This is a genomic window from Streptomyces shaanxiensis (assembly GCF_039537145.1).
In the GTDB taxonomy this organism is placed as follows: Bacteria; Actinomycetota; Actinomycetes; order Streptomycetales; family Streptomycetaceae; genus Streptomyces; species Streptomyces shaanxiensis.
The window spans coordinates 1-26,731 of the sequence record NZ_BAAAZY010000030.1 but is presented as its reverse complement, the minus strand read 5'-3'; the positions used below and the strand labels follow the sequence as shown (position 1 = coordinate 26,731).

Below are 26,731 nucleotides of genomic sequence, written 5' to 3'. Positions count from 1 at the left end.
CGACGCCCGGCCTCGTCGCGCGCCCTGACGGGGCCGTCGCCCCCGGAGAGCCGCCGTCACCCCACCGTCAAATGATCCAACTTCCGCAGGATCACGCCCTCCCGCAGCGCCCAGGGGCATATCTCCAGCCTCTCGACGCCGAACAGGTCCATCGCCCCCTCGGCCACCAGCGCCCCCGCGAGCAGCTGTCCCGCACGGCCCTCCGAAACGCCCGGGAGTTCCGCCCGCTGGGCGGTGGTCATCCCGGCCAGGCGCGGGACCCAGGCCTCCAGGGACTCCCGCTTCAGGTCGCGCTGGACGTAGAGGCCCTCCGTGGAGCGTGCCGCGCCGGCGAGACGGGCGAGCTGCTTGAAGGTCTTGGAGGTGGCGACCACGTGGTCGGGGGCCCCGAAACGGCTGAATTCGCCGACCGTACGGGCGATCTGTGCGCGGACATGCCGTCGCAGCGCTCTTATCGCCTCCGGGTCGGGCGGGTCTCCCGGCAGCCAGCCGGCGGTCAGCCGCCCCGCGCCCAGCGGCAGCGACACCGCGGTGTCCGGTTCCTCGTCCATGCCGTACGCGATCTCCAGGGAGCCGCCGCCGATGTCCAGCACCAGCAGCTTCCCGGCCGACCAGCCGAACCAGCGCCGGGCGGCGAGGAAGGTCAGCCGGGCCTCCTCGGCGCCGGTGAGAACCTGCAGCTCAACCCCGGTTTCGCTCTTCACGCGCGCGAGGACGTCGTCCGCGTTGCTGGCCTCCCGCACCGCGGACGTCGCGAACGGCAGGACCTCCTCGACACCCTTGTCCTCGGCCGCCTGCAACGCCTCGTGGACGACACCGACCAGCTTGTCGACCCCGTCGGGACCGATGGCCCCGCTGTCGTCGAGGAGTTGGGCAAGGCGCAGCTCCGCCTTGTGTGAGTGCGCGGGCAGCGGGCGCGCGCCAGGGTGTGCATCCACCACCAGCAGATGCACGGTGTTAGATCCCACGTCGAGGACACCGAGTCTCATGTACGGAACGCTACTGCCACCTGGGCGCTCCTCCGTCCTCGAAGTCGCAGGTACGGACGCCGTACCCTGGACCCGTGCCAAAGACGAAAAAGGCGAAGACCGACAAGACGGCCAAATCCGCCACGGGTTCTTCGCAGGCAAAGGCAGCCACGAAGTCGAAGAAGCCCAAGAAGGGCTCCCCGGAGCCGGACGAGAAGGGACTCGACTTCGCTCGCGCATGGGTGGAGTTCCCTGATCCGGCGGACGACGAGCAGGTCTTCCGCTGCGATCTGACATGGCTGACCTCCCGTTGGAACTGCATCTTCGGCAGCGGCTGCCAGGGCATCCAGGCGGGCCGCGCGGACGACGGCTGCTGCACGTTGGGCGCCCACTTCTCCGACGAGGACGACGAGAAGCGGGTCGCCGAGCATGTGGCGAGACTCACGCCGGAAATCTGGCAGCACCATGACGAGGGCATGGAGCACGGCTGGGTCTCGGAGGACGAGGACGGCGACCGTCAGACCCGCCCGTTCAACGGCTCGTGCATCTTCCAGAACCGGCCCGGTTTCGCCGGCGGCGCGGGCTGCTCGCTGCACATCCTCGCCCTGAAGGAGGGCCGCGAGCCGCTGGAGACCAAGCCGGACGTCTGCTGGCAGCTGCCGGTCCGGCGGACGTACGACTGGATCGACCGGCCCGACGACACCCGCGTCCTTCAGGTCTCGATCGGTGAGTACGACCGCCGCGGCTGGGGCCCGGGCGGCCACGACCTGCACTGGTGGTGCACCTCGGCGACCTCGGCGCACGGCGCGGGCGACCCGGTGTACGTGTCCTACCGGCCGGAGCTGACCGAGCTGATGGGCAAGGCGGGCTACGACCGCCTCGTCGAGCTGTGCGAGGAGCGGCTGGCGTCGCAGCTGCCGTTGCTGGCACCCCACCCGGCGGATCCCGTGGACCGGGAGGGCACGCAGGGCTGAGCCCCTGCGGTCTATGACGCCGACGGGCCCGGTTCGCCGCTGCCGTCGGCCGGCGGCGGGCTGCCCGGGCCGGACGGATCGGACGGCGACGGGTCGCCCGCGGTGGGGGACGGGTCGGGCGACGAGGGCGGCGACTCGCTGGGCATGGGGTCGGTCGGATCCGGGCTCGTCGGCGTCGGATCGGGCCCCGGGGACGAGGGCGGGGGGCCGCTGGGGCTCCCGGGATCGGTCGGATCGGTGGGATTGCCGGGGTGGCTGGGATCGGTGGGGTCCGGGCCGTGTCCCGGGTCGGACGGGCTGGGGGCGGTGCCGTAGCCCTCGATGCAGACGACGGCGCCGGCCGGTGAGATCGCCACGCGCGCGCTCCAGGGCCCGGACGGCTCGCGCAGTTGGTCGACGTACACCTTGATCGTCAACGACTCGCCGGGCGCCAGCGTTCCCGCCGACTGGCTCAGATAGAGCCACTGCGCGCCGGTGGTCGCGGACCAGCGCACCGGCGCGCGCCCCGTCGCCGTCAGGGTGACGAGCGTGGTGTCGCCGCTGTTGCCGGCCGAGACCTCCAGTTGCCCGGCGCTCTTCCCGCCCGCGCCGCCGACGCTGACGACCTCCACGGAGACGTCCGGTTTGTCACGGTCGCCGAAACGGTCCCCCCGGTCGGGGCGCGCGTTCCCGGCGTTCTCGTAGCCGCCGTCCGCCGTTTCTCCGTCGAGGCTGCCGGGGCCGTGCGCCTCGCTCGCGCTGGCCGAGGGCCCGTCGACGCCCTCGCCGGTCGGGGTGCCCCGGTAGGCGGCCCACAGGGCGAGGACCGGGGCGGCGACGACGGTGGCGACGACGGTCGTGGTGACGGCACGCGCGCGTAGCCGGTCCCTGCGGGCGGCACGGTCCTTGGGGTCCATCGGGAAGCCACGCCGGTCGAAGCGCGGCACGGCGACGCCCCGCGCGCGTGAGTGGTGCGTCAGGGCCCTGTGCAGGGACGCGCGGGGCGCCTCCAGGACGGGCAGCTCGGCGGGGGTGACGGTCGCGCCGGGCCACCGGCCGGGGATCGCGCGCTCGGCGGTGCGGCGACATCGGGGGCAGTCGTCGACGTGCCGGACGAGTTCGCGGCGCAGGGCCGTGCTGAGGACGAGCTGGTTGTCGCCGGTGAGCCGGGCGACGCTCGGACAGGCGCCGGTCTCGACGACGGCGAGGGCCGCGCGGGTGCGCTCGACCTCGCAGGCGGCGGAGGCGAGCAGGTCGCGGGCGGCTGCCAGGTCCATGCCGAGGACGGCGGCGACCTCGTGGGCGGCGAGGTGGTGGCGTACGGCGAGTTCGAGGGCCTCGCGCTGCTCCGGGGTGGTGCCGGCGGCCTCCGGCCAGGCGAGCAGGGCGAGTTCACCGCGCCGCAGCTCCTGGACCTCTTCGGAGACGGGCGGCCCCTCGGCCCGTGTCGCCGTCTGCCGGTGGGCGCCGTGCCGGCCCGCCGCGTGGCTGCTCTGACGTTTCTGCTTGGCCTCGGCCAGCTTGCGCAGACACGCCCAGCGGGCCAGCGCGTACAGCCAGGGGCGCCGGTCGGCGGCGGACTCCGGCACACGCTGCCCGCGCCGTTCGGCGAGCGCGAGGGCGTCGCCCAGAGCGGCGGTCGCGGCGTCGTGGTCGCACAGGACGGACAGGCAGTAGGTGAACAGCCCGTCCAGATACGGCTCGTAGCGGGCGGGCGGCCGCTGCGCCGACGTTCGCGCCGCCGCACGATCGCGCGCCTCCCGGCGCCCCCGATGGGCTCCGGCGGTGCGCGTCGAGGTTTCCGGACTGCTGCTCATCATTGGTGGACCGTAGGGGGCCCGGGGTGGCGCCTTCTTGCCGCTTGAGTCGTTTTAATCCATACGGGTGAAACGATCCCTCAATCGGGGACAGGAACCCCTGATTCCGTGTCTTGTGCATGACGAAGCGGCCCCGCGGCGGCCTCGGAAGCGGGGCCGGACGCGCGGCCGTGCGGCGTTGTCAGTGGGCTCGGTTACGGTTCTTCGCATGGCTGCCCGTACCAAGTCCACGAAGGACCGCCCGTCCTACCGCTGCACCGAGTGCGGCTGGCAGACGGCCAAGTGGCTCGGCCGCTGCCCCGAGTGCCAGGCGTGGGGGACGGTCGAGGAGTACGGCGCGCCCGCGGTCCGCACGACGGCGCCGGGGCGGGTGTCGACGTCCGCGGTGCCCATCGGGCAGGTCGACGGCCGTCAGGCGACCGCGCGGTCCACCGGCGTGCCCGAGCTGGACCGGGTCCTCGGCGGCGGACTGGTGCCCGGAGCCGTCGTCCTCCTCGCGGGCGAGCCCGGCGTCGGCAAGTCCACCCTGCTGCTCGACGTGGCGGCCAAGTCGGCGAGCGACGAGCACCGCACGTTGTACGTCACCGGTGAGGAGTCGGCCAGCCAGGTCCGCCTGCGCGCCGACCGCATCGGCGCCCTCGACGACCATCTGTATCTCGCCGCCGAGACCGATCTGGCCGCCGTGCTGGGCCACTTGGACGCGGTGAAGCCCTCGCTGCTCATCCTCGACTCCGTGCAGACCGTGGCCTCCCCGGAGATCGACGGTGCGCCCGGTGGCATGGCGCAGGTCCGGGAGGTGGCCGGCGCCCTGATCCGGGCCTCCAAGGAACGCGGCATGTCCACGCTCCTCGTGGGACACGTCACGAAGGACGGCGCCATCGCCGGACCCCGCCTCCTCGAACACCTCGTGGACGTGGTGCTCCACTTCGAGGGCGACCGGCACGCGCGCCTGCGTCTCGTACGCGGCGTCAAGAACCGCTACGGCGCGACGGACGAGGTCGGCTGCTTCGAGCTGCACGACGAGGGCATCACGGGCCTTACGGATCCAAGCGGACTTTTCCTGACAAGGCGTGCTGAACCGGTCCCCGGCACCTGCCTGACCGTCACCCTGGAGGGCCGCCGCCCTCTCGTCGCCGAAGTCCAGGCGCTCACCGTCGACTCGCAGATCCCCTCCCCCCGCCGCACCACCTCCGGCCTGGAGACCTCGCGCGTCTCGATGATGCTGGCCGTGCTGGAGCAGCGCGGGCGGATCAGCGCCCTCGGCAAGCGGGACATCTACTCCGCGACGGTCGGCGGAGTGCGGCTCTCGGAGCCCGCCGCGGACCTCGCGGTAGCCCTCGCGCTGGCCTCCGCCGCGAGTGACACACCTCTCCCCAAGAACCTGGTGGCGATCGGCGAAGTGGGCCTCGCGGGCGAGGTCAGACGGGTCACGGGTGTGCAGCGCAGGCTCGCCGAAGCGCACCGGCTGGGCTTCACGCACGCACTCGTTCCGGGCGATCCGGGCAAGATCCCTTCCGGCATGAAGGTGCTGGAAGTGGCCGACATAGGGGACGCTCTCCGAGTCCTTCCGCGCTCGCGTCGTCGAGAGGCCCCACGGGACGAGGAGGACCGCCGGTAGACTTTGCCCTGGTCTCGCCCGTCCGTACGAACAGAGTGTGCGAAACGGGAGCGCCCCAGAACCTGCGACCGGAGGAGTGCAGTGGCAGCCAACGACCGGGCAGCAGCTCCCGGAAAGTCCGGTGGGAGCTCCGGTGCCGATGGCCTGATGCGCGCCTCACTGAGCGCCGTGGCACCAGGCACGGCCCTGCGCGACGGCCTCGAACGGATTCTCCGCGGCAACACCGGCGGACTCATCGTGCTCGGCTCCGACAAGACCGTCGAAGTGATGTGCACGGGCGGATTTGTCCTGGATGTCGAGTTCACGGCAACGCGGCTTCGGGAGCTGTGCAAGCTCGACGGCGGCATCGTGCTGTCGTCCGACCTGTCGAAGATCCTGCGCGCCGGCGTCCAGCTGGTTCCGGACCCGACGATCCCCACGGAGGAGACGGGCACCCGGCACCGCACGGCGGACCGGGTCAGCAAGCAGGTCGGCTTCCCGGTCGTCTCCGTCTCCCAGTCGATGCGGCTCATCGCCCTGTACGTCGACGGACACCGCCGCGTCCTGGAGGACTCCGCCGCGATCCTCTCCCGCGCCAACCAGGCCCTGGCCACCCTGGAGCGCTACAAGCTCCGCCTCGACGAGGTCGCGGGAACGTTGTCAGCGCTGGAGATCGAGGACCTGGTGACGGTCCGCGACGTCTCCGCGGTCGCCCAGCGGCTGGAGATGGTGCGCCGCATCGCGACCGAGATCGCCGAGTACGTGGTGGAGCTGGGTACGGACGGGCGTCTTCTGGCGCTCCAGCTGGACGAGTTGATCGCGGGCGTGGAGCCCGAGCGCGAGCTCGTGGTGCGCGACTATGTCCCCGAGCCGACGGCCAAGCGTTCCCGCACGGTCGACGAGGCGCTGTACGAGCTGGACGCCCTCACCCACGCCGAGCTCCTGGAACTGCCCACGGTGGCACGGGCGTTGGGCTACACCGGCTCCCCCGAGGCGCTGGACTCGGCGGTGTCCCCGCGCGGCTTCCGGCTGCTGGCCAAGGTGCCGCGGCTGCCGGGGGCGATCATCGATCGGCTGGTGGAGCACTTCGGGGGGCTGCAGAAGCTGCTCGCCGCGAGTGTGGACGACCTGCAGACGGTGGACGGGGTCGGGGAGGCTCGGGCGCGGAGCGTGCGGGAGGGGCTTTCGCGGCTTGCGGAGAGCTCGATTCTGGAGCGGTACGTCTGAGTTTGCGAGCCGTGGTGTAGCCGCGCTCGGCGTCGGTGCTCGGGCAGGAACGTCGCGCAGCCCGGCGCCGGCGGGGTGCCGCTGCGCTCACCCGTGCCGCCCAAGCGGCACGACTGCCCGCAGCTACGCCGACCGCAGCCGACCGCACCACCTGCCGTCAGTCGTTCTCCAGCACGAACGACGTCTGTGCCGTCCCGAAGCCCGGTGTCTTCGTCTCCACCAGGTACGTCCCCGCCTCCGCCGACCCCGCGGCAGGCGTCGCGCACTGCGGGGCGCTCGAGCTGCGGTCCCACTTCACCGTGTACGTGATGCTCGACCCGGCGGGCACCCGGAACGGCAGGCTGCGGGTGACCTCGGGGCAGTCGGCGGAGGACCAGAAGTCGTCCTCGGCTCCCGCCTGAGTGATCGTCACCACCGCGTTCCTCGGGCCGAGATCGACCTTGCAGTCATAGGTGGAGGTGTTCGTCGCGGTCAGCAGCAGGGCGGGCGTCTCCCCGGGGTCGTACGCGTTCTGCCGGCTCCGCACGGTCAACTTCACCTGGCCCGCGATGCAGCCGGGCAGCGAGGAGCCTTCGGCGACCGTGTCGTCCATGCCGACACCGCTGCCGGAGCCGCCCCCCGCGGATCCGCTGCCCGAGCCGGCCGACCCGCCGGAGTCCCCGTCACCGGAATCGCCGCCGTCTCCGGACCCGGAGCCGTCACCGGACCCCGACCCGCCGGAGTCCGCGCCGCCGGGAGACTCGTCCCGTCCGCCCGGTGCCTGACTGATCGCCGGCCCCGAACCCGACGGGCCCGGCGTGATCGTCGAGGGCCCGGGATTCTTGCCGTCCGAGCCGCCCGCGTTGTTCTTGCCGCCTCCGCCACCCGATGCGAGCACCCAGGTGACCAGCAGCGCCAACAGGGCGACCACAGACAGCAGTACGGCCCTCCGTCGCCAGTAGATGGTGGAGGGAAGCGGCCCGACCGGATTGCGCAGAGATCCCACGGCGCAAACTGTACGAGAGATCAGCCCGTCAGCCTGCCCCACCCGCCGCCCAGGGCATCAACTTTTCCGGATCATCATCCCGGAAACCGTCCGGCGGCGGCCGCCTCACCCCTGTCTTCCGTCAGGGGCGGCACCTGACGATCGCAGGATGTGACGGTATCGGCCCGTTGCCTACGGTCCGTGACCATGAACTTCGAGGACGCCGAGCTCTATCGCGACATCACCGACTCCGCCCGGGACACCCCAACGTGGGTACAGCACACCGCCGAGACCGGGACGGAGGCCGGACTGCTGCTGTTCGCCGCGCTGTTCGTCACCACGTGGTGGCGGGCCAGGGGCGACAGCGCCCGCGCGTTCGCGATCGCGGCCCTTGCACCTCTGGCCACGGCTGTGGCGTACATCTGCAGTGAGGTGCTCAAGTCCCTTGTCACACAGGAGCGTCCGTGCCGGGCGGTGCCGGACGCGAGCGCTCCGCTCAGCGCCTGCCCACCGCCGGGCGACTGGTCCTTCCCCAGCAACCACGCCACGATCGCGGGCGCCGCGGCCGTCGCCCTGGCCCTGACGCGCCGCACCCTCCTGTGGCTGACGGCCCCCTTGGCCCTCCTCATGGCCTTCTCCCGCGTCTTCGTCGGCGTCCACTACCCACACGACGTCGCGGCGGGCCTCGCGTTCGGCGCGCTGGTCGCGCTGACGGTCGTACGGCTGTCCACGTGTCCGGCGACGCGGCTGGCGGAGGCGATGCGAGCCTCATCGGCACCCGCAGTTCGGTGGTTCACGGGGCCGGGACCGGCGCGCGTCCCCTCGTACGACATGCACTGAGTCTCACGACTCCACCAGCCCCGCCTCGTACGCCACGATCGCCGCCTGCACCCGGTTGCGCACCCCCAACCGGTCGAGCACCGCGCTCACATACGCCTTCACCGTGCCCTCCACGAGGTGCAGCCGGGCGGCGATCTCCGGGTTGGACAGGCCCGCGCCGACCAGCCCGAGCACCTCACGCTCGCGCGGGCTGAGCCCGTCCACGCGCGCGCGTGCGGCGGCCTCGCGGCCGAGTCGGCCGTCGCTGCCGCCCAGTCCGTCGATGACGTACCGCGCGACCTTCGGCGACAGGAAGGCCGCGCCACCCGCCACCGCCCTTACACCGGCGATCAGTTCGTACGGGTCCCCGGACTTCAGCAGGAAGCCGGTCACGCCGCCGCCGAGGGCGCGGGCCACGTAAGCCTGTTCGGAGAAGGTGGTGAGCATCGCCACGGCCGTGCCGGGGACGGTTCGTACGATCTCCTCCGCCGCGGCGAGTCCGTCCAGGCGGGGCATGCGGATGTCCAGCAGGGCCACGTCCGGCCGGTGCGCGCGGGTCAGCTCGACCGCCTCGCGCCCGTCGCCCGCCTCCGCGACGACCTCGGTCTCACCGCCGCTCGCCAGGATGGCGCGCACACCGGCCCGCACCATCGCCTCGTCGTCGGCCAGCAGTACGCGGATCACTGCGCGAACTCCTCATCGGTGGAAGGGCGTTGGGAAAGACCGGCTCTGGGGATCACGTCCTTGGCGACCAGCCGCCCCGCTGCGTCGAAGCAGAGCCTGAAGTGGTCGACGGAGACGAGGAGTTCGCCGCTCGCGCGGTAGTAGCGGCAGTCGCTGCCCTTCGGGGGCGGCACGGGCGCGCGCTCCACGGGGGCGTCCCGCACGGTGCGGTCCGGCAGGACCTGCGCGATATCGCTGCCCGAGGCTCCCAGCCGCAGTTCGGCGTAGGCGGCGGGCGGCAGCACCGAGTGGGTCTCGGTGTACGCGTACCAGGAGAACGCCCCGCCGACGAGCACCACGCCCGCGCCGACGGCGGCAGCGAAGGCGAGCGCCACGCGGCGGCGGGCTCGGGTGAAGGGGGCGTACGGGGCCGGGGTCGGCGTCGGCCGTACGGGGGTGGCGCCGGCCTGCTCGGGGATGTACGCGCGCACACGGAATCCCTCCCCGCACGGACCGGCCTCGAAGTCGCCGCCGACCGCGGTGACGGCGGCGCGGAGGGCCCGGAGGCCGGTGCCGCCGGAGGAGGAGGGCGGGGCGGAGGGGCTCGGCGCCGTGCGGGCGCCCTGTCCGTTGGCCACCGTGACCGTCGTGCCGTCGGCCTCCCTGTCCGCCGCCAGGGTGACCTCGGCACCCGGCGCATGCCGGGCCGCGTTGGTCAGGGCCTCGCGGACCACCCGGTACAGGACCCGCTCGGCGACTTCACCGGCCGGCCGCCGCGCCGCCGCACCGTCCCCCACCGGCTCCCACCGCACCGCCAACCCCGACTCGGCGGCCCGTGCGACGAGTTGCTCGACCGTCTCGCCCGGCGGGGTCAGGGACACCGGCTCGTCCTCCTCCCGCAGGACGCCGATGATGCGGTGCAGCCGTTCGGTGGCGTCGGCGGCGGCCGCGCGCAGGTCGGCGGCGGCGGTGCGGTGGTGGTCCGGGAGGTCGGGGGCCACCTGGAGGGCGCCCGCGCGCAGGGCGATCAGGCTCAGCTCGTGCCCCAGGGAGTCGTGCATGTCCTGGGCGATCCGGGCCCGCTCGCGCAGCCGGGCGCGCTCCTCGGCGATGCGCTGCTCGCCCTCGAGCCGCGCGGCCCGCGTCCAGCCGGCCTCGGTCAGCTGCCGGCTCTGCCGCCAGTAGCGGCCACCGAGCCAGGGGAACACACAGCCGAAGAGCAGCGTGCCCGTCAGCACCACCCACTCCGGCGCCGGATCGACCCCGAACAGCGCGATCCTCGCCGTACCGGCACAGCCGACGGCCCCGAAGACGATCGCCGCCGGGCGCACCCCTGCCGTACGCAGCCCGAGCAGCAGCGCGAAGACGCCGAGCGCGGGACCGTAGGAGACGGTGAACAGGGCAGGAGCCGAGGCCAGGCTCCACACGGCCGTCAGTGCGAAGGCCGCGGGCGGCTGCCGCCGCGCCACGCCGACCGCGGCGGCGAGCACGACCAGCCCTGCCATCTGCTGCCCCATGGCACGCGGTTCGTTCATCCCGAGCCGGTCGGCCGTGAGGGCGGGCAGCACGAGGACGGCCCACAGGAGGCAGGCCCGCCATGTGCGAGGACGTTCCATTCGCTCGACGCTACAAGCGGGGGTCACGGCGCCGCCCCTGCCGATCGTCAGGTACTGCGCGTCTTCTCGGCCAGCCACAAACGCACCGGCACCGCCGCCTACCCACCCGACCGCCCCCGACGTGGCAGGATCGGAAGGCCATGACTGCGCCCACAAAACCCTCCCCCGACAGCCCTGCCGACGCCCCCTCCGACACCTCCCTCGGAGAGAGCCCGCTGCACGGCGCTGTTATCGACTGGTTCGACGACAACGCCCGCGACCTCCCCTGGCGGCGCCCCGAGGCCGGCCCCTGGGGAGTGATGGTCAGTGAGTTCATGCTCCAGCAGACGCCGGTGAACCGCGTCCTGCCCGTCTACGAACAGTGGCTCGCCCGCTGGCCCCGCCCCGCCGACCTCGCCAAGGACGCCCCCGGCGAGGCCGTGCGCGCCTGGGGCCGGCTCGGCTACCCGCGCCGCGCGCTGCGGCTGCACGGCGCCGCCGTCGCCATAGCGGAACGGCACGGCGGGGACGTACCGACCGACCACGCCCAGCTCCTCGCGCTGCCCGGCATCGGTGAGTACACGGCGGCCGCCGTGGCCTCCTTCGCGTACGGCCAGCGGCATCCCGTCCTGGACACCAACGTCCGCCGGGTCTTCGCCCGCGCCGTCACCGGCGTGCAGTACCCGCCGAACGCCACCACCGCCGCCGAACGCAAGCTCGCCCGCACCCTGCTCCCCGACGACGAGCGCACCGCCGCGCGCTGGGCCGCGGCCTCCATGGAGCTGGGCGCGCTGGTGTGCACCGCCAAGAACGAGTCGTGCCACCGCTGCCCGATCGCCGCCCAGTGCGCCTGGCGGCTCGCGGGCAAGCCGGAGCACGACGGGCCGCCGCGACGCGGCCAGACGTACGCCGGTACCGACCGCCAGGTGCGCGGCAAGCTGCTCGCCGTACTGCGTGAGGCCCACTCGCCCGTCCCGCAGGCGGCCCTGGACCGCGTGTGGCACGAACCGGTGCAGCGCGCCCGTGCCCTGGACGGCCTGGTCGCGGACGGCCTGGTGGAGCCGCTGCCGGACGGGACGTACCGACTGCCCCTGACCTGACGCACAGTCACATCACAGCCGCAGGGTCTCCGCAACACACGACGCACAGCAATCCCACGGCCGACATGCGGACAAATCACCCCATACGCCAATCAACTGCGCCCTCGTTTTGCCCTTTTCCTTCTTCCGTTACACAACCGACGGACAGCCGAGCGCTAGCCGCAGGCTGCTTCGGACAGGCCCGTGACAACGCCTCCGTAGCTTCATTTCCGTGCCCGACAGGCGGGGACGACTACGAACCACAGGCAGTGGAACCGACGGCGGACAAGCCGGCCGGGAACGGGGAAACGGGAGGCGGTCAACATGGCGCAGGGCGAGGTGCTCGAGTTCGAGGAGTACGTCCGCACCCGGCAGGACGCGCTGCTGCGCAGTGCCCGCCGACTGGTCCCGGACCCGGTGGACGCCCAGGACCTGCTGCAGACGGCGCTGGTGCGGACGTACCACCGCTGGGACGGCATAGCGGACAAGCGGCTCGCGGACGCCTACCTGCGTCGCGTGATGATCAACACGCGGACCGAGTGGTGGCGGGCCCGCAAGCTGGAGGAGGTGCCCACCGAGCAGCTCCCGGACGCCTCGGTCGACGACTCCACCGAGCAGCACGCGGACCGCGCCCTGCTGATGGACATCATGAAGGTTCTGGCACCGAAGCAGCGCAGCGTCGTGGTGCTGCGACACTGGGAGCAGATGTCCACGGAGGAGACGGCCGCGGCCCTCGGTATGTCGGCCGGGACGGTCAAGAGCACGCTGCACCGGGCGCTCGCCCGGCTCCGCGAGGAGCTGGAGAGCCGCGATCTGGACGCACGCGCGCTGGAGCGTGAGGAGCGGGAGCGTTGCGCGGCCTAGGCACCACGGCGGGCGGCACCAGGCACACGGACAGGGGTGACCGGGGCACGGACGGGGATTCCGCGGAGATCGGATCCGACCGCCCCGGACGCGCACCCGTCCGGGGGACCTTGCAGGCGGCGTTCACGGCGATGGCCGTGGTCGTCGCCCTCGCCCTTTTCGTCTCCGCGTGCGCCACCGGCGGCACCGGCGCCCGCGACGAGGGACCGGCGCACGCCGACCTGTCGGGCGGCTCGGCCGCCAAGTCGTCGCTCGCTCCCATGGCCACGCCCTCCGCCTCGGCCGCCCCGGACCCGGCGGAGGCCGTGCGTCTGGTCAAGGCGGACCCCAAGGTGTCGGGAGAGGTCAAGCGCGAGCTGCAGCCGTGCGTGTCCGACGACTATCCCGTCGACGTGTCGTACGGCGAACTGACCGGCGGATCGACGGAGGACATCGTGGTCAACGTCCTGTCCTGCGGCGATTCGGTCGGCGTCGCGTCGTACGTGTACCGGGAGCAGGACGGCGAGTACCGCAATGTGTTCAAGGCCGAGGAGCCTCCGGTCTACGCGGAGATCGACCGCGGCTACCTGGTGGTGACCGAGCAGGTGTACGCCAAGGACGACGCGCTGTCGAACCCGTCCAGCGAGAACGTGATCTCATACCTGTGGAAGTCCGACCGCTTCGTCCGCGAGTACGACACACGTACCGAGTACGGCGACCTCGGCGGAGGTGACGAGTCGGCGGCTCCCGACAGCTGAGGAGCGGGCGCGCGGCGACCGCGGTGAACGCATCGGCCGGTCCGCGCGTCCCTCAAGTAGCACTCGACACACGACAGACGCCACACGGCACACCACACACGGCACACGGCACACGGCACACGGCACACGGCACACGGCATACGAGGACTGAGAGCACCGGGATGGCAGACCAGACCCACGTCCTGTTCGTCGAGGACGACGACGTCATCCGCGAGGCCACCCAACTCGCCCTGGAGCGGGACGGCTTCGCGGTCACCGCCATGCCCGACGGGCTGTCGGGCCTGGAGGCGTTCCGGGCGGACCGGCCGGACATCGCGTTGCTGGACGTCATGGTCCCCGGTCTGGACGGGGTCAGCCTGTGCCGTCGTATCCGTGACGAGTCGACCGTGCCGGTGATCATGCTCTCGGCGCGGGCGGACTCGATCGACGTGGTGCTGGGCCTGGAGGCGGGCGCGGACGACTACGTGACCAAGCCGTTCGACGGTGCCGTGCTGGTCGCGCGGATCCGCGCCGTGCTGCGCCGCTTCGGACACGCGAGCGGCGGCGACCGGGCCGAGGAGGCCGATGCGGCCGCCACCGGCGGGGTGCTGGCCTTCGGCGATCTGGAGGTCGACACCGAGGGCATGGAGGTACGCAAGGCCGGACAGCCGGTGGCGCTCACGCCGACCGAGATGCGGCTGCTGCTGGAGTTCTCCTCGGCGCCGGGCACGGTGCTGTCGCGGGACAAGCTGCTGGAGCGCGTGTGGGACTACGGCTGGGGCGGGGACACCCGGGTCGTCGACGTCCATGTGCAGCGGCTGCGGACGAAGATCGGCCAGGACCGTATCGAGACGGTCCGTGGCTTCGGCTACAAGCTGAAGGCCTGAGCGGGGCCGGCATGAGGGGGATGTTCAGACGCCCGGTCCCGTCCGGCGCGGGACGGACAGGGCACGCGGGCCTCACGGATCCGGCGGACATCGCGGCCACGCGTGTGGTCGGTCGTACGGACACCGGCGTGATCGGTCGCACGGACACGGCAGTGAGCGGGCATGCGGGCAAGCGCACGAACAGGCGTGCGGGTAACCGCGTGGGCAGCCGGGTGGACATTCGTACGGGCCTGAGATGGAAGCTGAGTGCGGCGATCGCGCTGGTCGGCGCGCTGGTGGCGGTCGTGCTGAGCCTGGTCGTGCACAACCAGGCCCGGGTCTCGATGCTGGACAGCGCGCGTGACCTCGCGGACGAGCGCATCCAGATCGCCCAGCGCAGCTACGAGCAGTCCAAGCGGCTGAACTTCCCCAACGCCACGATCGACGACCCGGCGCTGCCGAGGGCGCTGCGGGACAAGGTCGAGGAGGGCCGGCGGGCGACGTATGTGACGAACACGTCGAGCGGGGCGCCCGACATCTGGGCCGCCGTGCCGCTCAACGACGGGCACGTCCTGTCGCTGCGCACCGGCTGGACCGACCGCAGCGAACACATCCTCAACCGCCTCGACCAGGCCATGATCATCGGCTCCATCTCGGTCGTCGTCGGCGGCAGCGCGCTCGGCGTCCTCATCGGCGGGCAGCTGTCGCGCCGGCTGCGCAAGGCGGCGGCCGCGGCGAACCAGGTCGCGAGCGGTGAGCCGGACGTGCGGGTGCGGGACGCCATCGGGGGTGTCGTACGGGACGAGACCGACGACCTCGCGAGCGCGGTGGACGCCATGGCGGACGCGCTGCAGCAGCGGCTGGACGCGGAGCGCCGGGTCACCGCGGACATCGCGCACGAGTTGCGCACGCCGGTGACCGGGCTGCTGACGGCGGCCGAGCTGCTGCCGCCGGGCCGGCCCACCGAGCTGGTCCTGGACCGGGCGAAGGCCATGCGCAAGCTCGTCGAGGACGTCCTGGAGGTGGCCCGCCTGGACAGTGCCTCGGAGCGGGCCGAACTGCAGGACATCATGCTGGGCGAGTTCGTCAGCCGGCGGGTCGCGGCGAAGGATCCCGCCATCGAGGTGCGGGTCATCCACGAGTCGGCGGTCACGACCGACCCGCGGCGCCTGGAGCGGGTGCTGTTCAACCTGCTGGCCAACGCGGCGCGGCACGGCAGGCCGCCGATCGAGGTCAGCGTCGAGGGCCGGGTCATCCGGGTCCGCGACCACGGCCCCGGTTTCCCCGAGGACCTGCTCGCCGACGGCCCGAGCCGCTTCCGCACGGGCAGCAGCGACCGCTCGGGCCACGGCCACGGCCTCGGCCTGACGATCGCGGCAGGTCAGGCCCGGGTGCTGGGTGCCCGTCTGACCTTCCGCAACGTACGCCCGGCGGGCGCCCCCGAGCATGTGCAGGCCGAGGGCGCGGTGGCCGTCCTCTGGCTCCCGGAGCACGCACCGACGAACACGGGGAGCTACCCGATGCTGCCGTAGCGGCGGCCGGGTGGCTCCTCCCGCCCGGGGCTCACCCGAACGACTTGGAGAAGTCGAGCTCCTCGTTCCGCTCGGTCAGCGAGTACCAGTTGCCGTTGTCGTCGCGGAAGATCGCCTCGATGCCGTACGGCCGCTCCTGGGGCTCCTGGATGAACTCCACCCCGCGCGCGCTGAAGGTCTCGTAGTCCCCGCGGCAGTCGTCGGTGTGGAACGCCCCGGCGCCGATGACCCCCTTCGCGACGAGCTTCTTCAGCGCCTCGGAGGACTCGGCGTCCAGCCCCGGCCCGTCCAGGCTCATGAGCGCGAGCTCGACGTCCGGCTGCCCCTTGGCCCCCACCGTGACCCACCTCATGTCGCCCATGGACAGGTCGTTGCGCACCTCGAAGCCGATCTTCTCGGTGAAGAACGCCTTGGTCCGCTGCTGGTCGAACGTCCAAACGGTGGTGATGCCCAGGCCCTTGATCATGACGCTGCTCTCCCCTGCTGTGCCTTCGCGATTCCTTCCGTCACGTTAGGCAGGGGCGCCGTCAGAGCGCTTCTCCAGAGTTGCTCTCCCCCGCCGGCCTGTCCTCCCGCCGCCGGAAGCCGCCCGCCCACAACATCGCGTAGCAGCCCGGTATCAGCGCGGCCCCGCGCCCCACGTGCTTCTCGCGGTACTCGCTCGGCGACAGGCCGGTGCGCGCCTTGAACTTCGCCGAGAACGTCCCGAGGCTGCTGAAGCCGACCAGGTGGCAGATCTCCGTCACGGTCAGATTGGCCACCCGCAGATACTCCTCGGCCCGCTCGATCCGCCGATGCGTCAGGTACTGCCCCGGGGTCTCGCCGTACACCTCCTTGAAGGCCCGCACGAAGTGATACCGCGAGTACCCGGCGTGCGCGGCAACGGCAACCAGGTCGAGCTCCGGATCGGCCCACTCCCGGTCCATCGCGTCCTTGGCCAGCCGCAGCTGCCGCACCTTGTCCATGAACCCGATGGTGACACGGCCCACTGACAACGAAAGGTCCTCGGGCGGCACCCCACCCGAGGACCTTCCAGGTACCGCGCGCTCAGGCGGTGTCCTCCTGCGGCCCCGCCCCCTTGAGCGGCACCTCCTTCACGAACACGGCCGCCGCCAGGGACAGCACGGCGATCACGGCCCCCAGCAGGAACGCCGAGTGCGTGCCGGCCGACACCGCGTGCTGGTACGCCTCGCGCACCGCCTCCGGCAGCTTCGCCAGGCTCGCCGCGTCCAGCTGTGCCGACTGCTCGGTCACCTTCGACCCCAGCGACCCGCCCCGCTCGGACATGACGTCCTGCACCCGGTTGTTGAACAGCGCGCCCATGATCGCGACGCCGAACGAGGAGCCGAGCGTACGGAAGAGCGTGGTGGACGAGGACGCGACGCCCATGTCCTTCATCTCGACGCTGTTCTGCGCGACCAGCATGGTGATCTGCATCAGACAGCCCATGCCGAAGCCGACCACGGCCATGAACACCCCGGAGGTGAACCGGCTCGTCCCGGTGTCCATCGTCGACAGCAGGTACAGGCCGACGACCATCAGGACGCTGCCGACGACCGGGAAGACCTTGTAGCGCCCGGTGTTGGTGGTCACCCGCCCGGCGACCATCGACGTGACCAGCATCGCGCCGAGCATCGGCAGCAGCAGAAGCCCGGAGTTGGTGGCGGAGGCGCCCTGCACCGACTGCTGGTACAGCGGCAGGAAGAGTGTCGCGCCGAACATCACGAACCCGGTGATGAAGCCGATCAGGGACATCAGCGTGAAGTTCCGGCTGCGGAAGATGTGCAGCGGGACCACCGGCTCCGCGGCCCTGGTCTGCCAGAACACGAACCCGACGAGCGAGGCCACCCCGATCCCGATGAGCTCCATGATCCGCGCGGACGTCCAGGCGTACTCCGTACCGCCCCATGTGGTGACCAGCACGATCGCGGTGATCCCCACGGTCAGCAGCGCGGCGCCCAGATAGTCGATCCGCGCCTGTGCCCGCTTCTTCGGCAGATGCAGCACGGCACTGATCGCGGCGAGCGCCACGACGCCGAGCGGCAGGTTGATGTAGAACGCCCAGCGCCAGCCCCAGTGGTCGGTGATGGTGCCGCCGACCAGCGGCCCGGCGATCATCGCGAGCGCCATCACGCCGGCCATCATGCCCTGGTACTTGCCCCGCTCCCGCGGCGGAATCAGATCGCCGATGATCGCCATGACGCCGACCATCAGACCACCGGCACCGAGCCCCTGCACTGCCCGGAACGCGATCAGCTGCCCCATGTCCTGGGCCATGCCGCTGAGCGCGGAGCCGATCAGGAACAGCACGATCGACGACATGAAGACGCCCTTGCGGCCGTACATGTCGCCGATCTTGCCCCACAGCGGAGTGGAGGCCGCGGTCGCCAGGGTGTACGCCGTCACGACCCACGACAGATGCTCCAGGCCGCCCAGCTCACCCACGATCGTCGGCATCGCGGTGCCCACGATCATGTTGTCGAGCATCGCCAGCATCATCGTGATCATCAGCGCGAGCAGCACGACCCGTACGCTCTTCGGCTGCTTGTCGGCCTGATCGGCTTGCTTCGCCTGATCCGCCGGTCCTGTGTCCACTGCCAGTGTGTCCGCCATGGTCCCCACTCCCCCAGCCACTTACTTGCCGCCCGGCTAGTTGTCTACACTCAGGGAAGGTAGGCGCGTAACTAGCCGGGCGTCAAGTAAGTTTCATGGAAAGCCGAGGAGTACGAGGATGGGTGGCACCATGGACGGCACCAAGCAGCGGCGCCGCGGGAACACCCGCCAGCGCATCCAGGACGTGGCCCTCGAACTCTTCGCCGAGCAGGGCTACGAGAAGACCTCCCTGCGCGAGATCGCCGAGCGCCTGGAGGTCACGAAAGCGGCCTTGTACTACCACTTCAAGACCAAGGAAGAGATCATCGTCAGCATCTTCGAGGATCTGACGAAGCCGATCGAGGAACTGATCGAGTGGGGCCGGCAGCAGCCGCACTCACTCGACACCAAGCAAGAGATCGTGCGCCGCTACAGCCAGGCCCTGACCGACGCGGCACCGCTGTTCCGCTTCATGCAGGAGAACCAGGCGACGGTGCGCGAACTGAGCATCGGCGAGATGTTCAAGAACCGCATGCTCGGCATGCGCGACATCGTCATCGACCCGGACTCCGACCTGGTCGACCAGGTCCGCTGCATCAGCGCCCTGTTCACGCTGCACGCCGGGATGTTCCTCCTGCAGGACCTCGAAGGCGACCCCGTGGACAAGCACAAGGCAGTCCTCGAGGTCGCCACGGACCTGGTCACTCAGGCGCATCAGGGCACCCGAACGGCTCGGTGACTCAGATCTTCAGACCCTTGGCCCGCAGGAAGGCGACGGGGTCGACCGCGGAGCCGTAGCTGGCGGTCGTACGGATCTCGAAGTGCAGGTGCGGCCCACTGGAGTTACCGGTGTTGCCGGACTTGGCTATCTGCTGGCCGGTCTTGACGACCTGGCCGACCTTCACGTCGATGCGCGACAGGTGGGCGTACTGGGAGTAGGTCCCGTTGCCGTGCTTGATGACGACGGCGTTGCCGTACGCGGGACCGTCACCGGCGCCGTTGCCGCCGGCCTTGACGACGGTGCCGCCGTGCGCGGCCACGACCTGGGTGCCGCTGGCGACGGCGAAGTCCTGCCCGCTGTGGGTGGACTGCCACATGCCACCGGCCTGCGCGTAGCTCGCGGACTTCGTGTACTTCTTCACCGGGCTCACCCAGGACGCGGCCTGCTTGGCGGCGGCGGACTGAGCCTGTACGGCGGTGGAGACACCGGTGGCGGAGGTCAGCTCGGCAGCGACCGCGCCTCCGGCGCCCAGCACGACCGAGGCCCCCAGGCCGGCGGCCACCACAGCGGCACGGGTGCGGAACGCGGACGTACGGGGCGAACGGAAGGAGAAGCGCGGAGACATGCGAAACCTCATGGGGGACGGCGACAGAGAAAACCACCCGACGCACTGGGCGCTCACCGGATGGCCATCCCTTGGTAACCCCCGGCCGCCCGAACCCCAAAACCCCTTATCTACGACTGACGCTAGTACTCCGCCATAAAAATCACCGCATCTTGACAGAGCCCTCATTCCGGACGAACCAGCACGGATGCGGAAACCGCACAGTCATTTACGTAATCAAAGTCCCTTTTGTCCGAGGCTCCGCTTCCACTATTCCCACTAGTAACGGACAAATCGCCTGTGCGGCATGTCACCGCCGAGCGCAATCAAGAGACCCCGGAATGTGACGGGCGCTACCCGGCCCATCCGCCAACTCGTAACGAAATCCTGCGCAGTTATGTGAGCGACGCCTCAACGTGAGCTACCGTCCGGTAACCCGCTGGTTCCCCACCAGCCACCCACGCACACGACCATGCACGCGACAACCCGCGCACGTGACGTGAGAGGACCCCCACATGACGCTTCGCCCCTGGGCGCGCCGTATCGCGGTCAGCACCGCCTCCGCCGCCGCCCTCGTGGCCCTCGCGGTCCCCGCCGACGCGGCGACCACGACCGCGACAAGCACTTCCTCCGCCACCACTGCGGCAGCGACGGCATCTTCGGCGGATGTCGACTACGCCACCTGGCAGCAGGACTGCCAGGCACTGATGGGCCAGGCACTGCCCTATCTGAAGCAGCGGATCGCGAACACCAAGCCGGGTGAGAAGCAGGCGATCGTCTTCGACATCGACAACACGACGTTGGAGACGGACTTCGGCTTCAGCTACCCGCAGCCGGCCAACAAGCCGGTCCTGGAAGTCGCCAAGTACGCCCAGGAGCACGGCGTCTCCCTGTTCTTCGTGACCGCCCGCCCGGGCATCATCGCCTCGGTGACCGACTACAACCTCAAGCACGTCGGTTACCGGGTCTCCGGCCTCTACGTGCGCAGCTTCATCGACCTCTTCAAGAATGTCGCCGAGTACAAGACGGCCCAGCGCGTCGACATCGAGAACAAGGGCTACACGATCATCGCGAACATCGGCAACAGCGCCACCGACCTGTCGGGCGGCCACGCCGAGAAGACGTACAAGCTGCCTGACTACGACGGTCAGTTGTCGTAAGCCCCCTCGGGCATACGAAAGGGGCCGGTGCTTTTCAGCACCGGCCCCTTTCTTCGGCTCAACCCCCGGAGGGTCAGGCCTCCTTGCTCAGGTTCGGCCCGGATCCACCGGCCGCCTGCTCGATCGGCGGGACGTCCGGCAGCGCCGACTTCTCCTCACCGCGGAAGGTGAAGGTCTTGGTCTCGCCCTCGCCCTCGGTGTCCACGACCACGATGTGACCGGGACGCAGCTCGCCGAAGAGGATCTTCTCCGACAGCGTGTCCTCGATCTCGCGCTGGATGGTGCGACGCAGCGGACGCGCACCCAGCACCGGGTCGTAACCCTTCTTGGACAGCAGCTCCTTGGCGGACTGGGAGAGCTCGATGCCCATGTCCCGGTCCTTCAGGCGCTCGTCCACCTTGCCGATCATCAGGTCGACGATCGCGAGGATGTCGTCCTGGGTCAGCTGCGGGAAGACGACCACGTCGTCGACGCGGTTGAGGAACTCGGGGCGGAAGTGCTGCTTGAGCTCGTCCGAGACCTTGTTCTTCATGCGCTCGTAGTTGGTCTTCGTGTCACCCGAGGCCGCGAAGCCCAGGTTGAAGCCCTTGGAGATGTCCCGGGTGCCGAGGTTGGTCGTCATGATGATGACCGTGTTCTTGAAGTCCACGACCCGGCCCTGGGAGTCGGTCAGGCGACCGTCCTCCAGGATCTGCAGCAGCGAGTTGAAGATGTCCGGGTGGGCCTTCTCGACCTCGTCGAAGAGGACGACGGAGAACGGCTTGCGGCGGACCTTCTCGGTCAGCTGGCCGCCCTCTTCGTAGCCCACGTATCCGGGAGGCGAACCGAAGAGACGCGAGACCGTGTGCTTCTCGCTGAACTCCGACATGTCGAGGGAGATCAGCGCGTCCTCGTCACCGAAGAGGAACTCGGCGAGCGCCTTGGACAGCTCGGTCTTACCGACACCGGACGGGCCGGCGAAGATGAACGAACCACCCGGACGCTTCGGGTCCTTCAGACCGGCACGCGTACGGCGGATCGCCTTCGACAGCGCCTTGACGGCGTCGACCTGGCCGATGACCCGCTTGTGGAGCTCGTCCTCCATGCGCAGCAGACGCGAGGACTCCTCCTCGGTCAGCTTGAAGACCGGGATGCCGGTGGCGGTCGCGAGGACCTCGGCGATCAGCTCGCCGTCGACCTCGGCGACGACGTCCATGTCGCCGGCCTTCCACTCCTTCTCCCGCTTGGCCTTCGCGGCGAGGAGCTGCTTCTCCTTGTCACGCAGGGAGGCGGCCTTCTCGAAGTCCTGCGAGTCGATCGCGGACTCCTTGTCGCGGCGGACACCGGCGATCTTCTCGTCGAACTCGCGCAGGTCCGGCGGCGCGGTCATCCGGCGGATGCGCATCCGGGAACCGGCCTCGTCGATCAGGTCGATCGCCTTGTCCGGCAGGAAGCGGTCCGAGATGTACCGGTCGGCCAGGGTGGCGGCCTGGACCAGCGCCTCGTCGGTGATGGAGACCCGGTGGTGGGCCTCGTACCGGTCGCGCAGACCCTTGAGGATCTCGATCGTGTGCGGCAGGGACGGCTCGGCGACCTGGATGGGCTGGAAACGGCGCTCCAGGGCCGCGTCCTTCTCCAGGTGCTTGCGGTACTCGTCCAGCGTGGTCGCACCGATGGTCTGCAGCTCACCGCGGGCCAGCATCGGCTTCAGGATGGAAGCCGCGTCGATGGCGCCCTCGGCGGCACCCGCACCGACCAGCGTGTGGAGCTCGTCGATGAACAGGATGATGTCGCCGCGGGTGCGGATCTCCTTGAGGACCTTCTTCAGGCGCTCCTCGAAGTCACCGCGGTAGCGGGAGCCGGCGACCAGCGCGCCGAGGTCCAGGGTGTAGAGGTGCTTGTCCTTGAGGGTCTCGGGCACCTCGCCCTTGACGATGGCCTGGGCGAGGCCCTCGACGACGGCGGTCTTGCCGACGCCGGGCTCACCGATCAGGACCGGGTTGTTCTTGGTACGGCGGGACAGCACCTGCATGACCCGCTCGATCTCCTTCTCGCGCCCGATGACCGGGTCGAGCTTGGACTCACGAGCGGCCTGGGTGAGGTTCCGGCCGAACTGGTCGAGGACCAGGGACGTCGAGGGGGTGCCCTCGGCAGGCCCGCCGGCGGTGGCGGTCTCCTTGCCCTGGTAGCCGGAGAGCAGCTGGATGACCTGCTGCCGCACCCGGTTGAGATCTGCGCCCAGCTTGACCAGGACCTGGGCGGCGACGCCCTCGCCCTCACGGATCAGGCCGAGCAGGATGTGCTCCGTGCCGATGTAGTTGTGGCCCAGCTGAAGGGCCTCGCGGAGCGACAGCTCCAGGACCTTCTTGGCACGGGGGGTGAAGGGGATGTGCCCGGACGGGGCCTGCTGCCCCTGCCCGATGATCTCCTCCACCTGCTGGCGGACCGCCTCGAGCGAAATCCCGAGGCTCTCAAGGGCCTTGGCGGCGACACCCTCACCCTCATGGATCAGGCCCAGGAGGATGTGCTCGGTGCCGATGTAGTTGTGGTTGAGCATCCGGGCTTCTTCCTGAGCCAGGACGACAACCCGCCGCGCGCGGTCGGTGAACCTCTCGAACATCGTTAATCGCTCCTCAGAGCGGTCAGGCAGTGGGGGGAACTTCCCCTCCCTGTCCTTCCGCAGCTTAGTCCCGCAAGCGGGGACCGCTCATTCCAACTGCCGACACCGTCGATGGCCTCCTGACCCGTGACGCCGACATCTGCTCCAACCCGATGGTGCGAGACGATGTTCCCGCAGGCCAGGTGGTTACCCTCACCATCAGTACGCCGATGGCGAACGTGAGACCCACTGTCCTGCGTGTCGCCCCCTCCCACTAGGGATGTCTTACCCGCTGGGACTGACACTCCATGCCGCGCCCCCCGGTTCCCTCCGCTACGGGCGAACAACCTTGCGCCTCCCCGCACCCCCCGCACGCCCCCTTTTCGGCACTCTGCGCATTCGTCAGGACACCCAGCGTAACTCGCATGCTCTTTCGGCGGTTGCACTTGGCATGGTCGGCACCCGCCCCGTGATCACCACGGACCTCGCCACGATCCCCCTTCCCCGTCGGCCGCTCGATCCGAGCGATCAGGTCCGTCGGTGGTACGAGAACGAACTGGGCTGGCCGGTGGTGCCCGGAGCGCCCGGATCCCCGCTGTTCCTTCGGGTAGGTCCGCGCTTCGACGTCCTGGACGTCCCGGCCGCGGCGGGCCGCGCGGCGCTGCGTCATCTGGCGCCGGGGTCCCCGGTGGCCGTGGGGGGCGACCGGATGCGGCTGCTCATCGCCGCGGGCGACGCGCAGGAGGTCCCTGGAGCGCTGGACTGGCTGGAGTGGGGCACGCTGCCCCTGGACCTGACGACGCTCGGCGAGGGCGACCTCATGGAGGCGCCGGTGCGATCCGAGTGGGGGCCCGTCACGGCCGTAGTACGGCATCCCGCCGAGCCCGGACCGAGGGCGGCCGTACGGCGTCCTTGCCTGCCGGTGCCCTGCGCGGTGCGGCCGCTTTCCGCGGGCCGCCCCGATGCCGTGAAGGGGGCCGCCGTGTGGCTGCGGCCCCCCGAGCCTGGGGGCGAGGTCGAGGCCTCGCTGCCGACACTGTCGGCCATGGGGGGCGGTGGGGGCGCCCCCGATCTGGTGCGGGTTCTGGACACGGTGGCCACGCATTGCCACCGCTTGCGGCTGCGCCGCGCGGGCGCCCAGCCGTCGCCCTGTCCGTAGAACAGGCTTTTGGCCTGTTCGCCGGTCGAACTCTGGCCTTGGACCAGACATTGGCCATTGATCAAGCTGCGGCCTTGATCAGGCGTTGGCCTTCTCGTATGCCTCGCGAATGGACGCGGGAACACGGCCGCGGTCGTTGACCTCGTAGCCGTTCTCCTTGGCCCACGCGCGGATCTGCGCGGTGTCCTGGCTGCCACCGGAAGCGGCCCGCGCCTTTCCGCGGCCACCCGAAGCGCGGCCTCCGGTACGACGACCGCCCTTCACGTAAGGGTCGAGAAGGCCACGGAGCTTGTCCGCATTGGCAGTCGTGAGATCGATCTCGTACGTCTTGCCGTCCAGCGCGAACGTCACGGTCTCGTCCGCCTCGCCGCCGTCGAGGTCGTCGACAAGAAGGACCTGAACCTTCTGTGCCACCGGATTTCCTTTCATCGATAACTTGAGGGCCGGGGGTCTACGGCGTCCGCCGTTTCACCGTCCCCTGTTATATGCAGTACTGCAGTACGTCGGAAAGCAAACCGCTTTTGCGGGAAAAACACAAACCCCCGGGAGAGACCCAGAGAGACCGAGAGGCCCGACCCTCGTCCGGAAACATGCGCGTTTCGGACATAGGGAACCCGGGCATGGCCGCTCGGCCTGAATACGGGTTGTGGATCCTTGGTGGATCCCCGGCGATCACAGATGCAGAAGCATCCGGCTGTTGCCCAAGGTGTTCGGTTTCACTCGTTCGAGACCGAGGAACTCCGCCACGCCCTCGTCATAGGAACGCAGCAGCTCCGCGTAGACATCGGTGTCAACCGGGGTCTCGCCGATCTCGACGAAGCCGTGCTTGCCGAAGAAGTCCACTTCGAAGGTCAGACAGAAAACCCGTCGAACGCCGAGCCAGCGCGCGGTGTGCAGCAACTTCTCCAGCAACTGATGACCGACGCCGGCGCCCTTCAGGCCGGGCTTCACGGCGAGAGTGCGGACTTCCGCCAGGTCTTCCCACATCACGTGCAGGGCGCCGCAGCCGACGACCTCGCCGTTGTCGTCGCGTTCTGCGACCCAGAACTCCTGGATGTCCTCGTAAAGCGTGACCGTGGCTTTGTCGAGCAGGATGCGACGCTGGACGTACTCGTCAAGGAGACGACGCACCACCGGGACATCGCTGGTGCGGGCCCGCCGGACGGTGATGGCTTTTGCGGTGACTTCTGGGCTCTCCGCCGAGGGGCTCTCGGCGGAGTGGCTCTCTGCTGACATGAGCGGACGCTATCGCCCGCGGGGGTCCTGCGCCGAGGCGGGGTTCTCACGGCCGGTATCGGTACGGGTATCCGGGCTGGTATCGGCGCTGCTGGTATCTGTGCCGGAGGTATCTGCGCCGGAGGTATCGGTGCCGGTGGTAAGGGTGCGGTCGCTATCGGTGCCGGTATCGGTGCCGGCGGTATCGACGCTGCCTGTATCGCTGCTGCCTGTATCGCTGCTGCCTGTATCGCTGCTGCTGGTATCGGTGCTCGTAACGCGGCGTGTATCGGGCGGTTCCGTGGGCTCGGGTGTTTCCGGGCCCTGGACGATGCGTACGGCGTCTCGCAGGGCGTGGCGCTGTTCGTCGCTCATCATGCCGAAGAAGGCGACGAGCGCGGCGGCGGGGTTGTCGCTCTGCGACCAGGCGTCGTTCATCAGGGCGGCTGCGTAGGCGGCTCGCGTGGAGACCGCCTCATATCGATAGGCCCGGCCTTCCGCTTCGCGGCGTACCCAGCCCTTCTGATGGAGATTGTCCAAAACGGTCATCACCGTGGTGTACGCGATGGACCGTTCCTGCTGGAGATCTTCCAGGACTTCTCGAACGGTCACCGGGCGGTTCCACTTCCACACCCGCGTCATGACCGCGTCTTCGAGTTCTCCCAATGGGCGAGGCACAACTCAGAACAATAGTGGGAAATCCGGGGGTTGGCGTGCCGGACGTGCACTTTCTCCAGCAAACGGGAACAAAAAGGGCGTACGACTCGGAAAGCGATGGCTTGAGTCGTACGCCGGTGAGCTCGCCGGTTGCGGCGCCTGTCCGCTGTCCGCTCAGACGTCCGGGGTCGCGGACGCCTGGCGGGTGCCGTCCGCGCGCGCGAGGGCGGCGTCGACGGCCGCGTCCTCCTTGGCCTTGTTGGCTCCGCCCTGGGTCTTCACGATCACCCTGATCACACCGATGAAGAACACGGCCATGACGGCCGGGGGGAGGAGTGCGGAGACGTAGTCCATGCGTCCAGGGTAGCCAGGGGATGGGTGGGGG

Annotated in this window: 26 protein-coding genes; 12 read left to right on the top strand and 14 right to left on the bottom strand. The window is 70.2% G+C overall.

The features are described from left to right. Window positions 1-56: 56 nt before the first annotated feature. On the bottom strand, window positions 57-989 hold the full coding sequence (locus ABD932_RS40650; protein WP_345021116.1) for a Ppx/GppA family phosphatase: 933 nt from the start codon (window positions 987-989) through the stop codon (window positions 57-59). Window positions 990-1,063: 74 nt separating this feature from the next. On the opposite strand from ABD932_RS40650, the gene ABD932_RS40645 reads away from it, so the two are divergent. Continuing rightward, entirely contained in the window at window positions 1,064-1,942 is an 879-nt protein-coding gene (locus ABD932_RS40645; RefSeq protein WP_345021115.1) for a DUF3109 family protein, read from the top strand. Between the two features lie 11 nt (window positions 1,943-1,953). Here ABD932_RS40645 and ABD932_RS40640 read toward each other — a convergent pair whose 3' ends face one another. Continuing rightward, a complete protein-coding gene (locus tag ABD932_RS40640; protein ID WP_345021114.1) occupies window positions 1,954-3,741 on the bottom strand; it encodes a BACON domain-containing protein in 1,788 nt (595 codons plus the stop codon). Between the two features lie 205 nt (window positions 3,742-3,946). Here ABD932_RS40640 and radA point away from each other — a divergent pair, with 205 nt between their 5' ends. After that, entirely contained in the window at window positions 3,947-5,356 is a 1,410-nt protein-coding gene (gene radA, locus ABD932_RS40635) for a DNA repair protein RadA (RefSeq protein ID WP_345021112.1), read from the top strand. An 81-nt stretch (window positions 5,357-5,437) separates the two neighbouring features. Continuing rightward, window positions 5,438-6,562, top strand: coding sequence for a DNA integrity scanning diadenylate cyclase DisA (disA, locus tag ABD932_RS40630; protein WP_126394045.1), 1,125 nt, complete (start codon window positions 5,438-5,440; stop codon window positions 6,560-6,562). A gap of 157 nt (window positions 6,563-6,719) precedes the next feature. Here disA and ABD932_RS40625 read toward each other — a convergent pair whose 3' ends face one another. Further along, on the bottom strand, window positions 6,720-7,547 hold the full coding sequence (locus ABD932_RS40625) for a hypothetical protein (RefSeq protein ID WP_345021111.1): 828 nt from the start codon (window positions 7,545-7,547) through the stop codon (window positions 6,720-6,722). Between the two features lie 186 nt (window positions 7,548-7,733). On the opposite strand from ABD932_RS40625, the gene ABD932_RS40620 reads away from it, so the two are divergent. Continuing rightward, complete coding sequence (locus ABD932_RS40620) at window positions 7,734-8,366, top strand: phosphatase PAP2 family protein (RefSeq protein WP_345021109.1); 633 nt, start codon at window positions 7,734-7,736, stop codon at window positions 8,364-8,366. A 3-nt stretch (window positions 8,367-8,369) separates the two neighbouring features. On the opposite strand, the gene ABD932_RS40615 is transcribed toward ABD932_RS40620, so the two are convergent. Together ABD932_RS40615 and ABD932_RS40610 are read right to left on the bottom strand one after the other, a co-directional pair. After that, window positions 8,370-9,029 (bottom strand): response regulator transcription factor, encoded by a 660-nt coding sequence (locus tag ABD932_RS40615; protein WP_345021107.1) that lies wholly within the window; start codon window positions 9,027-9,029, stop codon window positions 8,370-8,372. Then, window positions 9,026-10,624 (bottom strand): sensor histidine kinase, encoded by a 1,599-nt coding sequence (locus ABD932_RS40610; RefSeq protein WP_345021105.1) that lies wholly within the window; start codon window positions 10,622-10,624, stop codon window positions 9,026-9,028. Before ABD932_RS40610 ends, ABD932_RS40615 begins: the two co-directional genes overlap by 4 nt. Window positions 10,625-10,764: 140 nt before the next feature. Between ABD932_RS40610 and ABD932_RS40605 the strand changes: the two genes are divergently transcribed. The 5 genes from ABD932_RS40605 to cseC all read left to right on the top strand — a co-directional run bounded on the left by ABD932_RS40605 (window position 10,765) and on the right by cseC (window position 15,660). Next, the gene (locus ABD932_RS40605; protein WP_345021103.1) at window positions 10,765-11,703 is read left to right on the top strand and encodes an HhH-GPD family protein; all 939 of its coding nucleotides are present in this window, start codon (window positions 10,765-10,767) and stop codon (window positions 11,701-11,703) included. 303 nt (window positions 11,704-12,006) lie between these two features. Beyond that, entirely contained in the window at window positions 12,007-12,546 is a 540-nt protein-coding gene (locus tag ABD932_RS40600) for a SigE family RNA polymerase sigma factor (RefSeq protein WP_003999062.1), read from the top strand. Then, the gene (locus ABD932_RS40595) at window positions 12,534-13,283 is read left to right on the top strand and encodes a hypothetical protein (RefSeq protein ID WP_425587586.1); all 750 of its coding nucleotides are present in this window, start codon (window positions 12,534-12,536) and stop codon (window positions 13,281-13,283) included. The genes ABD932_RS40600 and ABD932_RS40595 overlap by 13 nt, the downstream gene beginning before the upstream one ends. 161 nt (window positions 13,284-13,444) lie before the next feature. After that, a complete protein-coding gene (gene cseB, locus ABD932_RS40590; protein WP_345021099.1) occupies window positions 13,445-14,149 on the top strand; it encodes a two-component system response regulator CseB in 705 nt (234 codons plus the stop codon). 11 nt (window positions 14,150-14,160) lie between these two features. Continuing rightward, complete coding sequence (cseC, locus tag ABD932_RS40585; RefSeq protein WP_345021097.1) at window positions 14,161-15,660, top strand: two-component system sensor histidine kinase CseC; 1,500 nt, start codon at window positions 14,161-14,163, stop codon at window positions 15,658-15,660. A 31-nt stretch (window positions 15,661-15,691) separates the two neighbouring features. On the opposite strand, the gene ABD932_RS40580 is transcribed toward cseC, so the two are convergent. The 3 genes from ABD932_RS40580 to ABD932_RS40570 form a co-directional block, all read right to left on the bottom strand. Then, entirely contained in the window at window positions 15,692-16,126 is a 435-nt protein-coding gene (locus tag ABD932_RS40580; RefSeq protein WP_345021095.1) for a VOC family protein, read from the bottom strand. Window positions 16,127-16,187: 61 nt separating this feature from the next. Then, window positions 16,188-16,625, bottom strand: a complete 438-nt coding sequence (locus ABD932_RS40575; RefSeq protein WP_345021093.1) for a helix-turn-helix transcriptional regulator — start codon at window positions 16,623-16,625, stop codon at window positions 16,188-16,190. Window positions 16,626-16,707: 82 nt separating this feature from the next. After that, window positions 16,708-18,273 carry an MDR family MFS transporter gene (locus ABD932_RS40570; protein WP_345021091.1) on the bottom strand — a complete coding sequence of 522 codons (1,566 nt, stop codon included), beginning with the start codon at window positions 18,271-18,273 and terminating at the stop codon, window positions 16,708-16,710. Window positions 18,274-18,391: 118 nt separating this feature from the next. Between ABD932_RS40570 and ABD932_RS40565 the strand changes: the two genes are divergently transcribed. Then, window positions 18,392-18,991, top strand: coding sequence for a TetR/AcrR family transcriptional regulator (locus tag ABD932_RS40565; RefSeq protein ID WP_345021090.1), 600 nt, complete (start codon window positions 18,392-18,394; stop codon window positions 18,989-18,991). A gap of 1 nt (window position 18,992) precedes the next feature. On the opposite strand, the gene ABD932_RS40560 is transcribed toward ABD932_RS40565, so the two are convergent. After that, window positions 18,993-19,598 carry a M23 family metallopeptidase gene (locus tag ABD932_RS40560; protein WP_345021088.1) on the bottom strand — a complete coding sequence of 202 codons (606 nt, stop codon included), beginning with the start codon at window positions 19,596-19,598 and terminating at the stop codon, window positions 18,993-18,995. Window positions 19,599-20,092: 494 nt separating this feature from the next. On the opposite strand from ABD932_RS40560, the gene ABD932_RS40555 reads away from it, so the two are divergent. Continuing rightward, window positions 20,093-20,737 carry an HAD family acid phosphatase gene (locus ABD932_RS40555; protein ID WP_345021086.1) on the top strand — a complete coding sequence of 215 codons (645 nt, stop codon included), beginning with the start codon at window positions 20,093-20,095 and terminating at the stop codon, window positions 20,735-20,737. A gap of 73 nt (window positions 20,738-20,810) precedes the next feature. Here ABD932_RS40555 and ABD932_RS40550 read toward each other — a convergent pair whose 3' ends face one another. Beyond that, the gene (locus ABD932_RS40550) at window positions 20,811-23,336 is read right to left on the bottom strand and encodes an ATP-dependent Clp protease ATP-binding subunit (RefSeq protein WP_345021084.1); all 2,526 of its coding nucleotides are present in this window, start codon (window positions 23,334-23,336) and stop codon (window positions 20,811-20,813) included. Between the two features lie 430 nt (window positions 23,337-23,766). Here ABD932_RS40550 and ABD932_RS40545 point away from each other — a divergent pair, with 430 nt between their 5' ends. Continuing rightward, the gene (locus ABD932_RS40545; protein ID WP_345021082.1) at window positions 23,767-24,474 is read left to right on the top strand and encodes an SCO3374 family protein; all 708 of its coding nucleotides are present in this window, start codon (window positions 23,767-23,769) and stop codon (window positions 24,472-24,474) included. 78 nt (window positions 24,475-24,552) lie between these two features. Here the strand turns inward: ABD932_RS40545 and ABD932_RS40540 are convergent, their stop codons facing one another. The 4 genes from ABD932_RS40540 to ABD932_RS40525 all read right to left on the bottom strand — a co-directional run bounded on the left by ABD932_RS40540 (window position 24,553) and on the right by ABD932_RS40525 (window position 26,700). After that, window positions 24,553-24,888, bottom strand: a complete 336-nt coding sequence (locus ABD932_RS40540; RefSeq protein ID WP_030959275.1) for a histone-like nucleoid-structuring protein Lsr2 — start codon at window positions 24,886-24,888, stop codon at window positions 24,553-24,555. Between the two features lie 258 nt (window positions 24,889-25,146). Next, complete coding sequence (locus ABD932_RS40535) at window positions 25,147-25,710, bottom strand: amino-acid N-acetyltransferase (protein WP_126394030.1); 564 nt, start codon at window positions 25,708-25,710, stop codon at window positions 25,147-25,149. A gap of 9 nt (window positions 25,711-25,719) precedes the next feature. Then, window positions 25,720-26,355, bottom strand: a complete 636-nt coding sequence (locus ABD932_RS40530; protein ID WP_425587585.1) for a BlaI/MecI/CopY family transcriptional regulator — start codon at window positions 26,353-26,355, stop codon at window positions 25,720-25,722. A 165-nt stretch (window positions 26,356-26,520) separates the two neighbouring features. Beyond that, entirely contained in the window at window positions 26,521-26,700 is a 180-nt protein-coding gene (locus ABD932_RS40525) for a hypothetical protein (RefSeq protein WP_345021079.1), read from the bottom strand. Window positions 26,701-26,731: the final 31 nt, after the last annotated feature.

Coding starts and splice junctions, on each gene's coding strand:
- ABD932_RS40580 (WP_345021095.1), bottom strand. CDS start 16,126: ATGATCAAGGGCCTGGGCATCACCACCGTTTGGACGTTCGACCAGCAG.
- ABD932_RS40640 (WP_345021114.1), bottom strand. CDS start 3,741: ATGATGAGCAGCAGTCCGGAAACCTCGACGCGCACCGCCGGAGCCCAT.
- cseB (WP_345021099.1), top strand. CDS start 13,445: ATGGCAGACCAGACCCACGTCCTGTTCGTCGAGGACGACGACGTCATC.
- ABD932_RS40525 (WP_345021079.1), bottom strand. CDS start 26,700: ATGGACTACGTCTCCGCACTCCTCCCCCCGGCCGTCATGGCCGTGTTC.
- radA (WP_345021112.1), top strand. CDS start 3,947: ATGGCTGCCCGTACCAAGTCCACGAAGGACCGCCCGTCCTACCGCTGC.
- ABD932_RS40600 (WP_003999062.1), top strand. CDS start 12,007: ATGGCGCAGGGCGAGGTGCTCGAGTTCGAGGAGTACGTCCGCACCCGG.
- ABD932_RS40570 (WP_345021091.1), bottom strand. CDS start 18,273: ATGGCGGACACACTGGCAGTGGACACAGGACCGGCGGATCAGGCGAAG.
- ABD932_RS40620 (WP_345021109.1), top strand. CDS start 7,734: ATGAACTTCGAGGACGCCGAGCTCTATCGCGACATCACCGACTCCGCC.
- ABD932_RS40535 (WP_126394030.1), bottom strand. CDS start 25,710: ATGTCAGCAGAGAGCCACTCCGCCGAGAGCCCCTCGGCGGAGAGCCCA.
- ABD932_RS40605 (WP_345021103.1), top strand. CDS start 10,765: ATGACTGCGCCCACAAAACCCTCCCCCGACAGCCCTGCCGACGCCCCC.
- cseC (WP_345021097.1), top strand. CDS start 14,161: ATGAGGGGGATGTTCAGACGCCCGGTCCCGTCCGGCGCGGGACGGACA.
- ABD932_RS40650 (WP_345021116.1), bottom strand. CDS start 989: ATGAGACTCGGTGTCCTCGACGTGGGATCTAACACCGTGCATCTGCTG.
- ABD932_RS40545 (WP_345021082.1), top strand. CDS start 23,767: ATGGTCGGCACCCGCCCCGTGATCACCACGGACCTCGCCACGATCCCC.
- ABD932_RS40575 (WP_345021093.1), bottom strand. CDS start 16,625: ATGGACAAGGTGCGGCAGCTGCGGCTGGCCAAGGACGCGATGGACCGG.
- ABD932_RS40610 (WP_345021105.1), bottom strand. CDS start 10,624: ATGGAACGTCCTCGCACATGGCGGGCCTGCCTCCTGTGGGCCGTCCTC.
- ABD932_RS40565 (WP_345021090.1), top strand. CDS start 18,392: ATGGGTGGCACCATGGACGGCACCAAGCAGCGGCGCCGCGGGAACACC.
- ABD932_RS40555 (WP_345021086.1), top strand. CDS start 20,093: ATGACGCTTCGCCCCTGGGCGCGCCGTATCGCGGTCAGCACCGCCTCC.
- ABD932_RS40550 (WP_345021084.1), bottom strand. CDS start 23,336: ATGTTCGAGAGGTTCACCGACCGCGCGCGGCGGGTTGTCGTCCTGGCT.
- ABD932_RS40560 (WP_345021088.1), bottom strand. CDS start 19,598: ATGTCTCCGCGCTTCTCCTTCCGTTCGCCCCGTACGTCCGCGTTCCGC.